This window comes from Roseofilum sp. KMC-1 (genome assembly GCF_057802075.1).
Genome location: NZ_CM173605.1, coordinates 371,465 through 386,912 on the forward strand (window position 1 = coordinate 371,465; position 15,448 = coordinate 386,912).

The 15,448-nt window shown below is 41.5% G+C and carries 12 protein-coding genes; 3 read left to right on the plus strand and 9 right to left on the minus strand.

Annotated elements, in window-relative coordinates; translation table 11 throughout:
• Positions 1–6: 6 nt before the first annotated feature.
• From AC3FZD_RS01810 to AC3FZD_RS01845, 8 genes are all read right to left on the minus strand, one after another.
• A complete protein-coding gene (locus tag AC3FZD_RS01810) occupies positions 7–345 on the minus strand; it encodes a hypothetical protein (protein ID WP_283751975.1) in 339 nt (112 codons plus the stop codon).
• Positions 346–464: 119 nt separating this feature from the next.
• Positions 465–1,847, minus strand: a complete 1,383-nt coding sequence (mnmE, locus tag AC3FZD_RS01815; RefSeq protein ID WP_488738491.1) for a tRNA uridine-5-carboxymethylaminomethyl(34) synthesis GTPase MnmE — start codon at positions 1,845–1,847, stop codon at positions 465–467.
• A gap of 19 nt (positions 1,848–1,866) precedes the next feature.
• The gene (locus tag AC3FZD_RS01820; protein ID WP_488738492.1) at positions 1,867–2,820 is read right to left on the minus strand and encodes a lysylphosphatidylglycerol synthase transmembrane domain-containing protein; all 954 of its coding nucleotides are present in this window, start codon (positions 2,818–2,820) and stop codon (positions 1,867–1,869) included.
• 1 nt (position 2,821) lies between these two features.
• A complete protein-coding gene (locus AC3FZD_RS01825) occupies positions 2,822–4,417 on the minus strand; it encodes a hypothetical protein (RefSeq protein WP_488738493.1) in 1,596 nt (531 codons plus the stop codon).
• Between the two features lie 26 nt (positions 4,418–4,443).
• Positions 4,444–6,390: an ArnT family glycosyltransferase gene (locus AC3FZD_RS01830; protein ID WP_488738494.1), complete on the minus strand. Its 1,947-nt coding sequence runs from the start codon at positions 6,388–6,390 to the stop codon at positions 4,444–4,446.
• Positions 6,391–6,472: 82 nt separating this feature from the next.
• Positions 6,473–8,020 carry a glycosyltransferase family 39 protein gene (locus AC3FZD_RS01835; protein WP_488738495.1) on the minus strand — a complete coding sequence of 516 codons (1,548 nt, stop codon included), beginning with the start codon at positions 8,018–8,020 and terminating at the stop codon, positions 6,473–6,475.
• Between the two features lie 9 nt (positions 8,021–8,029).
• The gene (locus tag AC3FZD_RS01840; RefSeq protein ID WP_488738496.1) at positions 8,030–8,977 is read right to left on the minus strand and encodes a glycosyltransferase family 2 protein; all 948 of its coding nucleotides are present in this window, start codon (positions 8,975–8,977) and stop codon (positions 8,030–8,032) included.
• A gap of 22 nt (positions 8,978–8,999) precedes the next feature.
• Positions 9,000–11,312, minus strand: coding sequence for a WD40/YVTN/BNR-like repeat-containing protein (locus AC3FZD_RS01845; protein WP_488738497.1), 2,313 nt, complete (start codon positions 11,310–11,312; stop codon positions 9,000–9,002).
• 353 nt (positions 11,313–11,665) lie between these two features.
• On the opposite strand from AC3FZD_RS01845, the gene AC3FZD_RS01850 reads away from it, so the two are divergent.
• Together AC3FZD_RS01850 and AC3FZD_RS01855 are read left to right on the plus strand one after the other, a co-directional pair.
• A complete protein-coding gene (locus tag AC3FZD_RS01850) occupies positions 11,666–12,766 on the plus strand; it encodes a mechanosensitive ion channel family protein (RefSeq protein WP_488738498.1) in 1,101 nt (366 codons plus the stop codon).
• 9 nt (positions 12,767–12,775) lie between these two features.
• Positions 12,776–13,897 (plus strand): mechanosensitive ion channel family protein, encoded by a 1,122-nt coding sequence (locus AC3FZD_RS01855; RefSeq protein ID WP_488738499.1) that lies wholly within the window; start codon positions 12,776–12,778, stop codon positions 13,895–13,897.
• A gap of 10 nt (positions 13,898–13,907) precedes the next feature.
• Here AC3FZD_RS01855 and AC3FZD_RS01860 read toward each other — a convergent pair whose 3' ends face one another.
• Positions 13,908–14,363 (minus strand): hypothetical protein, encoded by a 456-nt coding sequence (locus AC3FZD_RS01860; protein WP_488738500.1) that lies wholly within the window; start codon positions 14,361–14,363, stop codon positions 13,908–13,910.
• 320 nt (positions 14,364–14,683) lie between these two features.
• On the opposite strand from AC3FZD_RS01860, the gene cobS reads away from it, so the two are divergent.
• Complete coding sequence (gene cobS / locus AC3FZD_RS01865) at positions 14,684–15,442, plus strand: adenosylcobinamide-GDP ribazoletransferase (RefSeq protein WP_488738501.1); 759 nt, start codon at positions 14,684–14,686, stop codon at positions 15,440–15,442.
• The last annotated feature ends 6 nt before the right edge of the window (positions 15,443–15,448 follow it).

Sequence of the window (15,448 nt, forward strand, 5' to 3'; positions counted from 1 at the left end):
GATTAATTATTCATGGACAGGTGCTTGAGAATACTCTTGGGTATAGACTTGCTGCCACAAATATTTCACATAAGACTTAGTAGCAGGTAGCAGTTGACCCTGAGTCGCTAAATCCGTCGCGGTGCGGTCTAAAATCCGTAAATCAATGGGACTGAGCCGCTTCCGTCGGCTGCTTGAAGATAGAAGCCAAACTAGCTTGTACATGGTGCTAGGATCTCTAGTCAAATTGGGATTTGACCAAGCCAACGCCAAGGTACTCTGGGAATCGCGATCCGATAACCTCTCGGTCTGATCCCAGTATCCTCGATCGCGGAGTTGCTGGTAAAACGATTGTTCAATTGTCATAGGGCAATTCCCTTCTAGCAATCCCCTGTGACAACCTGACCAGGGGTATTCATGAATGATCTTAACAATTTATTAATATTTTAGCAAAAAAAGGCGGGGGGATAGGGGGATAAGGACGATTATTTACCGATGCAAAAGCGGCTAAAGATGCGATCGAGGACGGATTCGGTGACTTCTTCTCCAGTGACTTCGCCCAAAGCTTGAATGGCTCCCCGTAAGTCAATCGTCCAGAAATCGAGGGGGAGTTGTTCGGAGATCGTGGTTTGCACTTGTTCTAGGGAAATTTTGGCGCTCTTGAGGGCGGCGGTTTGCCGTTGGTTAATGGCGATATCGAGATTCGCCGCTTGCAGGTTGCCCCCATTAACGGCGCTGAGAATGGCTTCTTCAATGGCTCGAATGCCTTGTCCTTGGGCGGCTGCGGTTTTGACGATCGCCAGTATATTCCCTGGTAAATCAGGGGGCTGCTCGTCCACTAAGTCGATTTTATTGAGGATCAGGATCGTTTTTTCGGGGGGCAATTGCTCGTAAATGGCTCGATCTTCGGCTGTCCATCCAGCAGAAACATCGAGGGTAAATAGGATCAAATCGGCTTTTTGGGTGGCTTGACGCGATCGCTCTACGCCGATTTTCTCGACGCGATCGCCGGTTTCCCGAATGCCTGCGGTATCTAATACTTGAATGGGAATACCGCCCACGACTAATTGGGTTTCAACAATATCGCGGGTAGTGCCGGGTAGATCGGTAACAATGGCGCGATCGCTTTGACTCCAAGCATTGAGTAAGCTGGATTTTCCCACATTCGGGCGACCGACGATCGCCACTTTTAAGCCACTGCGGAGTAATTCTCCCTGATTGGCTGTGGCTAAAATGGTGTTTAATTGGTCTAAGACTTGGTTAATTTCCCTGATAATTTGCTCTTCATTTAGGGGGGGAAGATCCTCTTCAAAATCAATCCGGGCTTCAATTTCTGCCAACAGATTAACACAGGTTTTGCGAAGATGACGAATGGGGGAAGCTAACTTGCCCTGAATTCCCGCTAAGGCTAATTCTGCGGCTTGGGGCGATCGCGCTCCCACCAGATCGGAGATACTTTCCGCTTGGGTTAAATCAATCCGCCCATTGAGAAATGCTCTGAGGGTAAACTCTCCCGGTTGTGCCAGTCGAGCGCCTTGCTCTAAACAGAGTGTCAGCACCTGTTGCACCACCATGATGCCCCCATGACAGTGAAATTCCACCACATCTTCGCGGGTGTAGGAGCGGGGCGCTTTCATAATCATCAACAAAGCCTCATCCACCATCGCCCCGGTATGGGGATCGCAGATATAGCCATAAAGGATGCGATGGCTCTCCCAGGGCTGGTTTCCGGGAGCTTCAAAGAGCAATTGGGCGATCTGCAAGGCTTCGCTTCCTGATAGTCGCACAATGCCGACGCTGCCTGCTTGGGGCACAATAGCAGTGGCGATCGCGGCGATCGTATTTTTGGCTGCAACTGAATTCAACATCTCGTAAGTTTCTTCCCTCTCAAGAGTCAGTCTTTTTTACATTTTGCACTGCTGCCATCATTTGTCCTAGGAGGGGTAAACCAATGAGTGCTGGCAAGACATAGCGGGAAGTACAGAGCAATCCCAGGGCTGCCCCAGTTGCTCCATCAAAATAGGATTGATAGAAGAAAATTAAAGCGGCATCGCGAGTGCCAATGCCCGCAAAGGTGAGGGGGAGTAATCCGGCTAAAATGGAGAGGGGGGATAGGGCTAAATTGATCCAAAAGGGAACCCAAGCGTTTAAGGTGAGGATAAATAACCAAATCTGTAACAGATGTAAAAACCAAAGAAAGATCGAGGTGGCGGTAGTGAGCAGAAGTTGTTTTTTGTCTTGCCAGAAATAGTCGTGCATTTCGCCCCAAGAGTCTTGGAGGGTTTGCAGCTTGGTTTTCATTTTCCGGGGAATAATTTTAAGGGTGATGGTAAAAAAGAAGCCTGCAAATGCTTTAGAGCCGAGCAGCAGTAATCCTAAAATTAATCCTAGGGCGATCGCCATCGTCATGGCCCAAAAAAAGGCATCTTTTTGAGGATAAAGGAGCAAGCCAAAGGCACACCATAGGAGTAAGGAGAGCATGTCGCAGGCTTTTTCAAAGACGACTAAGGAAAGGGAGAGTGTACCACTTAAATGTCCTCGATCTTTCATGAAGTAGGCTTTAGCAATGTCTCCCATTTTGGAAGGCAATACCATATTGAGAACACTAGATCCTAAAATCAGGCGGTTGGCTTCGATAAAGCTGAGGCTATTTCCCGATGGCATGAGTTGTTGCAGTCGCCAAGAGGTGACGAGGGTGATGGGAATTACCATGGCAAGGCTGGTTACCATCCAGAGGCGATCGCAGTTCTGGAAGACTTGGATCAAGCCCTGAACGTCAATTTTAGAATAAATAATGAAGAGGATAACAACACTGACAAAAATAGAAATAAATCGTTTCATTTTAAAGGGTTCGTTCTAGTTTGAGGACTTGACCGGGTTTAAGGGATTTAATGCGATCGGTTAAGTTTAACCAGGGTTGCAATTGTCCCATCTGGAAGGTGCGACTCATGACGACGTAAATTGAGGTTTGATCGCATCCAATTCCGGCTGAAACGACATTTTCCCAAGATTTGCCATAGAGTTCATCGGTGATTTTCCAACCTTGGTTTTGCCATTCTAAGGTGCGCGAGAAGGTGAAGGGGGCGGTTTTTTTGCCGGTAATGAGAATTTTTTGTAGGGTTTTGCGAATTAAGTTGGGGAAGAAACGTCCTAGGGTGAGCATGACGATTCTTAAAATCATGAGGTTGAGGGGAGTCATTTGTTTTTGTTTAGCCCAACCGAATGCGCCATCGATTTTAATTTTATGCTCATCGACTTGAATATGGTAGTCTGGACTGACTAAATGGGCGACGGCATTTTTGATTTTTTTATTATCTTGAATTTGTAGGGAAAATTGGGTATCTGAGGCGATGAGTTTACCTTCTCGAAAGAGTTTGAAAACTCCTCCTTTGTTGAGCGCGAGATAGAGTTCGGTGTCTTGACGGCGATCGATTAAGAGTCCGGCTGCGGGTAACCAGAGGCGATCGCTGGGACGGGGGGCTGTAGGGGGGCGATCGCGGACAAAATCGCGCCAAGCGAGTAAGTAATTCCAGGTATGATGACCAATGATATGGTCGTCGGCATAACAAGGGGCTAAACCGTTGGCTAGTCCTTTGAGGAATTGATCGTTAATACTTAAGGCTTCAGGTATCCATTTACCGACGAGTTCAAAGCCATGGGGAAAGAAGTTATAGGTGTTGCGACTGGTGTATTCTCCACCGTAGGAGCCATCAGGATGTATAAAATGACTGGCCAGCGTCACGGCTTTGGCGATCGCCTCTTTGAGTGGAGAACTGGGCGTGAGTTCATAAATCCGAGCTAGACAGGAAATGGTTAAAGTATGATAGCCACAATCACATCCTTCATATTCCTGAAACCATCCTTCTGGATTTTGCCAGGATAAGACTTGTTCTAGACGTTGCTCTTTCTGTTCCTGCCAGCGATCGGTTTTTAGCAGTCTTGCAAGTAGTTCTAAGCACAATACAATTAAGGCTTGATGGTTCGTCAGTCGGCCGCTTTCCTGGTGATGGGCCAACCAATCGGCTCGTTGGACAAAAAAATCGATCGCCCGTTGGTGATTGAGCTGTAATTGAGTGTAGCTTTCAATACAAGCAAGCAGGGAAAAGGCGGCGGCTCCTCCTGCCCGTTCGTAAGGGAAATAGTCATCGCAGGAACCATCAGCATGACTCCTTTTAGCGGCAAAAATAATACCTGCTTCTACCCAATCTCGGAGAATGGGTTTTTGGTAGAAGGGGTTGCTGGGAATTTCGGTATCGTAGGCTAAAGCCAGGGGCCAAACGAACTCCTGAGCCATGCCACTGGGAAAGTCAATAATTTTATACTGCCAGAAGTTGCGATCGAAGCAGCCATAGTTGGGGCTATGGGGGTTCCGATCCTGGAGCGTCAGCAGTTTGGGAATTTGGGCGATCGCCTCTTGTGCAAATAAATCTTTACTCATCTGATTCTCACTCAACGTTTAGAGTTCTAAGGAGCTGCCAAAACAGAAATCGTTTTCTTCTGATCTGATTCTTCTGACCAAGATTCGCGATATTGTTGGCCATCTATTCTAATCTGTGGGGGTTCTTTTTTCTTCTTGCCATTGACGTAAATAACGCTACAAGGCTTAAAATTTCTGTACGGTAAACTCTCAGCTTTTACGGCTGATTCATTGCTAACTGCAATATGCCTAAATTCGATCGCTTGATTATTCTGCTGGAATGCTCTCCATAGGGGGTATTCAAATGATATATTCTCTAAGAGTAATCCCACCTGAGTGCAATTTTGACTTTCAACTACTTCTACTGCTTGTAGATACCTAGCTTTTAAATCTGGTTTTGTATTAAAGTATTGTTCAATTCTGGTCGTCTTGAAAATACTATTTTCACCTAAAAAAGGTCTCACTGAGTTGTTCAATACCCAGGAGTGAGAGAGGAACAGGAGTAACAAGGCTAAAGCATAATTAACTTTGGGATGAAAGGTTTTTGAGAAAACCACACCTACCACCGCCGAAAAGAGAATGAACAAAGGTAAATGCAGGCGGCAACGGTAAGGAGACCAAGTGAGAAGAAAACAGAAGAGTAAAAAACCAGATAACAGGCAGAAGGAATAAGCGATAAGATAAGGCTGTTTTCTGAGTCTATCTCGGATGATCAAAATGCTAAGAGATAGCATAATTAACAATAAATGAAAGGGATTACCAGCCGTATCTTCATAGAGGGATAGAGAGGGAACATAAAACCCCTTTACTTTAGGACTGGTGATTCTCGGATCGCTAACATCTAAGCCTAAAAAGCTATGAATGATTTCTACGACTTTATTCGTCAATCCCGTAGTTGGAGTGATAAATTTTTCTAACCATAAATTTCTGACAATATCTGCATGTAAGGATAAGTTTCTGATTATTCCAGAGACGAAAATAGCCCAGCTAAACTCTTGATTGGTTTCGTCGGATGCAACACCTAGAGGAGAAGCAAATAAGGCAAAGTTACGGGTATAATGACCCAGGTTAATAGCTAAAAATAGCAATGTGATGATTACAAAAGGTTTCCAGGCTTTCCAGCGCAGGGTTTTGATTCCCCATAAACCGATCCAAATACAAAAAGGGAGGGCATAAATATAGGCGGTTCCTTTGGTTAATACGGCTAATCCTAAGCTCGATCCCAATCGGAATAGGTTCTCTGGGGTTGCCCCTGTTTTCAGGGTGAGCAAGGTAAAGTAAGCGAAACAAACGAGCCAGAATCCCACTACATAATCATTATTGGTACTGGTGGCTTGTAAAATTCCCATGGGAATCGTAGCACAAAACACAGCCGCTAGAATTTGTCCTTTTAAGGAAGCACCCAATTGTTTGGCAATGGATGATACACCGATTAAGCTACCCACCATGCTTCCCCATTGAATGAGGTTGGCAAAGCGATCGCTATTGGTCAGAATCTGAAAGTGCATAATCGCAAATTCTGACCAGGGATTTTGATACAGTTGGAAAATGGTATGGGTGGGGTAGTGAGCCACACTAGCATTCTGTATCCAGTGAACCACACGACTCATATGATACTCCATCGAGTCCGAGTGATTCGGTGCTGCGGCGATCGCCAGTACCCCAAGAGCGATCGCAATTAGTCCTACACCACCTAATAATATCCCTGAAGATACAGGAATATTAAATCCTTTTTGCGGCTGGAGATGAGGATGTTTTCGGTAAAATCGCCAATAAATAGCTATCACGGTAAAACTCACCAAAAGCCATAAAAGCATTACCCATCCGAATTGCAACAGTTTTAAAACACTGAGTAATTCAGTTATGGCTGTTAAAATAACACCCCAAGCTACTAAAGCAGATAAACTCGAATCGCGCCAATCCGGATTTCTAGCTTGAAAAATCAATCCTAATATAACTAAAGAAATTAAAGGAACTACAAAGAAAATAATCATACAATTGACCCAAAAAAGCTAAATAAAATAATTGCATTCAACACTTTTTAGTTATCCTCCGTTACATTGAATAATTATGGATTTAACCTTGACTGAAATCATACAAATAGGCAGAAGAGCCATATCTTTCTATAGATTCAACCTTTTTTGCTGTACAATTGAGTTGATTTAAAAACCACTCTATATCTTTTTCATTAACTTCTAGTGTGTAAGAAAAAACGAACCAAACTCTAGCATTGTTTTGTGATTTTTCCAGGATGTCGATATACTCATTTTTTAAGCGTTCCCTTCCTTCTATTATATTCTGGTTGGCCGACAAATCCAATTGTTTTTGATAGTAACTAAATTGATGTTTCGTTCTATAGTATAAATAAATTATATCAGACTCTTTTTGCTTATTAAGAACATAATTGATTACCGGTCTAACTTCTTCTATCATTCTAGGATTTTTTAAATATTGCAATGAAGTTACTAGGGGATTGAGTAAAATAATGATCGTTATTAACATTGCAATTTTTTGGTCATTTTCCCAAGTGATATAGGCTAATCCTTCAGACATAATGATCAAGATAAAAGGAACTAAAAATAAAATTAACCTTCCCCCTTGACCATGTAAATAGTTAGTTAAAGTGGAAAAAGGATATTTTTGTATCATTGAAGCAAACAAGGTTAACCCAATGGGCAATAAAAGTATATATAGCTTATATCGACTTTTTAGACTTACTGTCACTCCAATACATCCTGTCAAAAATAACAGGGCAGCTAAACCAGGTGTAGTAAACCCTGTTGGAGCAATAAACATATTATTAAACGTAGTGATATACCATCGCAATGTTTCCGGAATTGATGAAAGAGTGGGTATAGGAGCAAATCCGCCTTTCCAGTCCCAAGAATTTTGTAAACCTTGATTCTCTCCTTTAATAAATAAAAAGTATAAAACACAAAAACTCACCAAAGGGATTATATAGATGGTAATGGTTTGATATATCCTTTTCTTGTCTTTAGAAAACACATCAAACAAAAACTCACTGATAAAAGCACCTGCTAATACAAATATAAATGGAAAAGATAGCCATACTAAAACAGCATAAGTGAGTCCGAAAATAATAATTTTTGACCGATTTAAAATATTCCTATGTGTTTGATAAACAATCAATAATAGACATAGAGATGCGGCTAAGTCAGCAGAATATTGTTTGACTTCTGATGAATAGTATATTAAAGGATTGGAAATCGCAAAAAATGTTAGAAAGAATGGAATTACTTTTGGGTGTGAATATCGTTTGATGACTTCATAAAATAAAATGACTGATAAGATGCCAAAAATTAAAGAGGGTAATCTAAGAGCATATTCGCTTGAACCAAACAAGTTTACACATATTTTTTCTGCAATCAAAAATAAAGGGGGCGCTTTTTGGCGAAAATCTAACGGTGTTAAAAGTTCTAAAAAAGACCTATTTACAATATTAAGTGACAGCATCGCTTCATCTAACCATAAGGAACGGTTATAAAGATACTGATGCACCCGGAGAAAAACACCAAAGCTAATGACTATCCAAGCAAAGTTATTTTTCAAAATTATCAGAAATGGATCAGATCTTAACTTTATTTGATTCATCATAAAATTCATATCAATTTCCTAGTGATTGCTATTAATTTCCATAAAACGCAGCTTCATTTGTATATCTTCCAGTAACTTGCGATTGATAGACATCAAATCAGCCACTAAACCAAATATCCAAACTTGAATGCCAATCAAAATCAGTATAGCTGTTAAAATTAAGCTAGGAGCATGGGATCTAGGACTACCACTAAAATACAAAATTAACCATCGGAATCCGATCAAAAAACCCAGAGTGAAAGGAATTGTACCTAAAAGGGTAAAAAATCGCAGGGGTTTATAACCCATGAAGGAGCGAATAATGGTAAAAATAGAAAGTTTAATGTACCGAGGAATACTTTTAACCAATCGAGAAGGACGAAGTTCTTCATTGGTTCTTATCGGTACAGAACAAATTGCTATTCCTTTTTGTCCTGCTTCAATAATTGTTTCTAAGGTATAGGTATACTCATTAAATACATTCAAGCGTATAGCAGCCGAACGACTGATAGCTCGAAAGCCACTCGGCGCATCAGGAATATCGGTTTGACTAGCCACACGGACTACCCAACTTCCCAAGTTTTGGAGAATTTTTTTAGTGAGTGAAAAGTATTGAATTTCATGAATGGGTCTAGCTCCAATCACAATTTCCGCTTCACCATTCAAGATAGGTTCAATCAGTTTAGGAATATCATCAGCACAATATTGATTATCTGCATCTGTATTGACAATAATATCGGCTCCTAATTTTAGACAGGCTTCTATCCCAGCCATAAAGCCTTTCGCTAATCCTTGATTATGATCAAAGTTAACAATATGATCGACACCACAAGCTTTGGCGACTTCTACAGTTTTGTCAATGCTGCCATCATTGATAATCAGCCATTCTACAACCTCTATATTAGGAATTTCGCGAGGTAACTGAGAAAGGGTCAGCCCTAATGTTGCTTCTTCGTTATAGCAGGGAATTTGAATAATTACTTTCATGGCTATGACTCCAACCTAGGTTTTAAGTGAAAAAGATGATTAAAGCTAACACAAAGATAAGACCGGAACCAGCTATTTGCATGGCATGTTTACCAATCGGCAATTTTAATCTTTGTTCTAACTTCAGAAATCCCAAAATAAAATAACTGACTAAAGCGGCAGCTAAGGAGACGATTATCTTCTTGATTTGACTACTATAGACATAAATCATGAGATCGATAGTCGTCAAAAAATTGTACTTATATTCGTAGGTGGGTATGGTTCGAGGAATACTCAAGGTCTGCCAACTATTACCCCCATCGGTTGACTTGAAAATTTCTGTTTCTGCCGATCCAAAACCGTAAATGGTCTGATCGATTGCATAGGAAGGAGAAAACTGAATTGAACGATAGGCAGAGGGAACATTATGCATCCTAGATAAGGATAGGGAGGGATTACCAATGGGAGTAAATGTCTGTCCACCATCAACTGTTTTTAATAATCCTTGGCCTTTTACACTCAAGATTAAAGTCTGGTCTTGGCTATAGTTGGGTGAAATATTCATTCCTCCGATATATCCATTTTGAATGTCAGGAGAACTGGTAACCTGTTCCCATACTTTCCCCCCATCTTGAGTTTTAAATAGTCCTTGGTTAGTCCCTAAGAAAAGGGTATTATCATTGGCATAATTAGGGGAAATAACCAATTGATAATTATTTCTGGCTAGGATCTCATTGGTATTGTTCGTTGGTTGCCAGGTTTGTCCTCCATCCGTGGTTTTATAAATCCCCTCAGAGGTAGAAGCATAGAGGGTTTGATCGGATGAAAAATTGGGAGAGATGACGACAGAAGGGGGATCGTTACCCAATACTCGCTTAATCTTGCCAATAATGGAGAAATTGAATCCACCATCAGTCGATCGAAAAATTATCCCTTCTTGGCTGGCTAAATAAACCGTTTTATCATTAGCAAAGTTGGGAGAAGGGGTGATAACAATCCCCCTTACCTCTTTACTTAAGGGAACAAGATTCCAGAATTCTCCTCTATTATTAGAGACAAGAAATTTACTCCATAACACACTGGTAAATAGGGTATTATCTCGATCGTAGTTAGGAGAAAAAGCAACATCAAAAAATCTTCTCGGATCTTGATTTATACTAATTTCTTCAAATTTCCGAGTAAAACGAGGGATTTCTAACCCTTTATTCATGGGAGACCAGGTATTTCCTTGGTCTTTGCTGATATAGGTTTCTCCTACATAACTAACGGCTGCTATTGTGGAGTCATTATCATAATCTGGAGATACTGCCATGGCGACAATAGTACCTGGAGATAAGGTTTCTAATTCCTCCCATACATTACCCCCATCTGTTGATTTAAACAGTCCATTAAAACCTCCTAAAAATACAGTTTGATCTTGGTCAAATCTGTTGGAGATTTGTATGTTGCTAAAATGGGGTTGTTCAAGTGTATCTGCTTGATAATCTTGAGTTATTCCTTGATTATCATGATTCCAGGTCTGTCCGCCATCTGTTGATTTAAATAATCCATCTGTCCAGGTTGATACGAGCAAAGTAGACGCATTGTTCTGGCTAGGGATGAGAAGTATATCTCTAATGTTGAAATCGGATAGCCCATCATTAGCAGTTGTAAAAGATAATCCATTATTTTCTGTTTTAACAATTCCTCCTTTCTGAGTTCCTATCCAAAAAGTTGGATTTGTAGAAAAGTTGGGGGGAAATTCAAAGGCTGTAATCGCACCGCTATTTTGGACTGTAAAGGCTAGATTCCAGGTTTTACCTCGATCGAGGGAACGATAAATATTCCCTTGAGAATCTCCAATCATAATTTGATTGGCATCGGCAAACTCTATGGCTGTGATATGACTGGAATTTTTGAGCGTTTGTGACCAATTTTTTCCACTATTTTCAGTTTGGTAAAGTCCGTTTTCTGCTCCAGCAGCTAAGAAGATTTGATCGGAATAGGGGGAAATTGCAACCAAGCTAATCTTTAAGGAATTAATGCCTTGATTAATGGCAGACCAAGATTGACCTAAGTCTACAGATTTATAAATTCCATCTTGAGGAGATGAAAGCAATAATGTTTTAGGATTCTGATGGGAAATATCTAAAGAAGAAAAATCTGCTTTATTATCTATATTGTTGCTCAATCTTTGCCAATAAAACCCGCCATCAGTAGATTTAAATAGATTGTCTCTAACTAGGATAAATAAGGTTTGATCTCGATTGTAAGTAGGAGAAATTCGGACTTGGGAAACAATATCATGGGGGCGATGAGCTAAAGCGCGGTTATGATGATGGTAAATAAGTAGACTTAAAAAGCAAAGAATGCCCAAGAATAAGATATTAACAAACTTTTTGATTCTGCATTTCCACGTTTTCCTTGAATATTGCATATGACTTTTAACTATCTGAGCTGTGAGATTGTTCATACTGAGACAGTTATTTGCTCCTTAAGCATATTCTATGATTTTTGAATTCTAATGATAACATAATAAAAATATACAAATCTTTAAAATTCTTAATTACAATTAGACTAATTGAATATACTTAATTTTCAGGATGATGAAGTATGATGGGGCGAATGGATGGGCACGATCGCATCTCTTCCTAGGGAATGATTCACCTTCTGGCTGCAACCCGATATAATAACCCTGATATTATCCGATCCATTTTCCACCCATTCCCTATGGAAAATACTGCTTCCGATCTGGCAACCTTTCCAATCCAGTGGTGGGGTATTGTCTTGTTTTGCTTGGCGATCGCCTCTATCCTTCTAGGATTACGTGCCCTCCCTGGAGTCATTTTAAGGGCGATCTTATCCGCACTACCGAGTCAAACGGCAACAGTTCTAGAAAAAATCGTCAGTCCATTTAAGGGATTAATCCGCATCACTCTCCTATTAGCCCTAGTCGATCTGATGCTCATCCTATGGGGGTTTGATTTTCTCAATCCTTGGGGAGAAAGGCTGCTGAGTTTAAGCCTCACCATCACCCTAACTGTTCTAGCTTCGCGCATTTTTCAACAATTCTTTGATGTCTATCTGATTGATGCTGCCTTTCAGAGTGGACGCAAAGTCAATAGCGAGCTATTGATTGTTAGTAAATGGACAGTCAATACCGCGATCGTAATTCTGGCGATTCTCCTGTTTGCCCAAACCCATCAGGTGAATGTGGTCGGACTCTTAGCCAGTTTAGGAGTTGGCGGATTGGCCATCGCCTTTGCTGCTCAAAACACCCTCAGCCAGTTCTTAGGTGGTATCGTGCTTTATCTCGATCGCCCCTTTGTCATCGATGATTATATCGGCTTACCCGATGGCACATTTGGCAGAGTCGAATCCATTGGACTGCGATCGACCAAAATTCGCACCTCTGGCAAAGGCACTCTCGTCATTGTACCCAACAACTCCCTGACTCAAGTCAACATTGAAAACTTCACCGGAGCCAAAAAGGTGATGTCTTTACTCTATCTCACCTTTTATTCCATCATAGAAGAACAAGAACAAGCCCTAATTCGCGAAGTCATTCTCGCCAGTACCCAAGACATTTTTGGCATTAATCCCCGCAGTACCAACGTCACCTTTAGAACCCTCAACACAACAGGCTCAGAACCCAAAACTCAAGCCCAAATCACCCTATTTATCCTCGGTTCCGGCAAAGCATCCATGGAAATTCGCCGACAAATGATCGATATCGCCCGCCAAAATATTACCCTCAAGCTCAAGGAGTATGGCATTAAATTTGATATTGAAGAACCCAATATTTATGTTGACTCTCCAATTACCGTGTAAAGTACCCCTATGAACTTTTCTACCTGGACTCAATTAACCGATTCCACCCTAAATCTACTCGATCAATATCAGATTCCCTATCCCCTGATTTTTCTACTATTTGTCTTAGGATCGATTCTGATCGGTAAAGCCACCCCTAACTTTGTTCGCTTTGTCATTAACCGTAGCTTTTCCAGCTCTGGACAAGTCAACCGTCTGTATGAAGACTTTGTAGAACCCCTAAAAAAAGAATTTCGGGTAGCAGGTAGTTTTATTTTAATTTATTTTTCCCTAGGATGGCTTAACAATAACCCCGGACTCTATCAATTCACCCAACCCTTTATCACCCTAGGACTAACCATTAGTTTAGCCTGGCTCTGTTCCCGTCTTTTCCGCCAACTCGTCCGTATTTATGGTATTTCTATTGTCCGAAAATTAGGCATAGAAGTCGATGATTTCATCTTAATTATTGAAACTGTTGTCAATGTTTTAATCGGTTTTTTTGCCGTTGTTGCCTTTGCCCAAAGCCAAAAAATTCCTCTAACTGCTTTACTTGCGGGGGTTTCCATTGGTGCTACCGCAGTAGCATTTGCAGCAAAAAGTACCTTAGAACAACTCTTAGGAACCATTGTTTTATATTTAGACCGCCCCTTTATTGCCGGGGAATATATTCGCTTACCAGACGGTTTATATGGGCGTGTAGAATCGATTGGATTAAGGTCTACTAAAATTAGAACGGCTGCTAAAAGCACCTTATTTATTATGCCCAACAATACTTTAGCCAACCTGGGTATTGAAAATGTAACCAGGGGTAAAAAAGTCATGGTCTTACTGTACTTAGATTTTAATCGGTATCTGGAAGAGCGAGAACAAGCTTTGGTACAACAAGTGGTTAAAGAAAGTACGGATTCTCTATTTGGTATCGATCCAGGAAGCACCAGTATTGTTCTCCTCAATGATGCAGAATCTCACCAGAATACCAGAGCGAGAGTGACTTTCTTTATTCTCGGTTCCAATGAGAATTCCATTCAATTGAGAAAACGCCTACTTGAACTCGCCAATCAGAAAGTGACCAAAAAACTCATGGAATTTGGAATTGAATTTACGTTGCAAGAACCCAATATTTATGTAGAATCTCCAGTCACGATTTAAATCTTTGTAATTAAGCTAAGGGATCGTCATCATCCATTTGTACATCTAAATTAGCAGCTAACACTTCTGCCATCATCACTTCTAGGGCAGCCGTATTAATCGAGTTAACCGGTTGATTTTGCAGAGGGTTGGAGAGCGGAATTAACCGCAGAACACGGTTATCTTGGACTAAATCAAAATAGGTTTCTTGGTTGTCAGATTGCTGAAGTTGTAAATAATCAAAGCTTTGAATATTCAAATATAGGGTATGATTAGCCAAGATAGTGGAGCGCAGGGGTTCAGCAAAGACTTCTTGGATATAGGCTTCTCCAGTAGCTTGGGTTTGCCCATCAAAGAGTTCAAGATAACGGACAAGGTGGAGATCCCCAATCACTTTCTGAATATCCTGTGGATTCACAATAACGCCTCTGTTGAGAATGCAAGGAGCAGGTAACCGTGTATTGCCAGGCAATTGATCGTAATTCATGGGAAAAACTCTCTAATTTCAAAAGAGGACGACAAGACTACTGACGATGTGACATCCCAAGACTGCACCCTAAGATAGAATGGCCTATTAAAGTAGCCTATGAGACAATTCTATCCTAAGTCTTTGGCGGATACTTGCCAGATTCTACGGATTTTTAGATCGAATTAGAAGTATCGATCGCGCAAGTAAAACGGAAGTAATCCAGTCGCGCTGTTTCTGATTCAAACACACCCTAAAGAAGGGGAAGATTCAGATCAACGACTTAGAAAACAGAGTAGATGTCTATTTGCAGATTAACATAGAGCATGGGGGGAGTGGCAATGAAATGGATCTCGGATTTCTGGGGGGCGATCGCCTTTTACACCCATATACCGATACCGGCATCTTGGCCTCTAGAGTTTTCGGGGATTGCCAGGTTTGCCCCTTTGGTAGGACTGCTGATCGGGACAACATTAGCAGTGATGAATTGGGGGTTATGGGCCGTAGGAATGCCGAATTTAACCCGCAGTTCCGTAATCGTTACCCTCTGGGTTGGTATCACTGGGGGATTACACTTAGATGGAGCGATGGATACGGCCGATGGTTTAAGTGTTACGGATGGCGATCGCCGTTTAGAGGTGATGAGCGATAGCGTTACCGGTGCATTTGGAGCCATCTCTGGCATCCTCATTTTATTACTCAAAACGGCTGCTCTGAGTTCCTTAGATCCACAAATGTTGTGGATCTTGCTTGCCATTCCCGCCTGGGGAAGAGCCGGACAACTGATTGCCATTTGGCGCTATCCCTATCTGAAACCCACCGGAAAAGGAGCCTTTCATAAAGCAGCAATTCAATCCTATAAAGATGTTTTACCCACTTTATTGATGCTGATGACCTTCAGTGCTGTGCAATGGGCCCTCAATTCCCAACCCGGTATACAGATTCTCAGCTTAACACTAGGATGGGCGGCGATCGCCTGGGCAACTGGATGGTGGTTGAATCGCCAACTCGGAGGACATACCGGAGATACCTATGGCGCAGTCGTCGAGTGGACAGAAGCATGGGGTTTAGTTTGGGCGATTTTAATCCAGTCAACCTAGCCCATC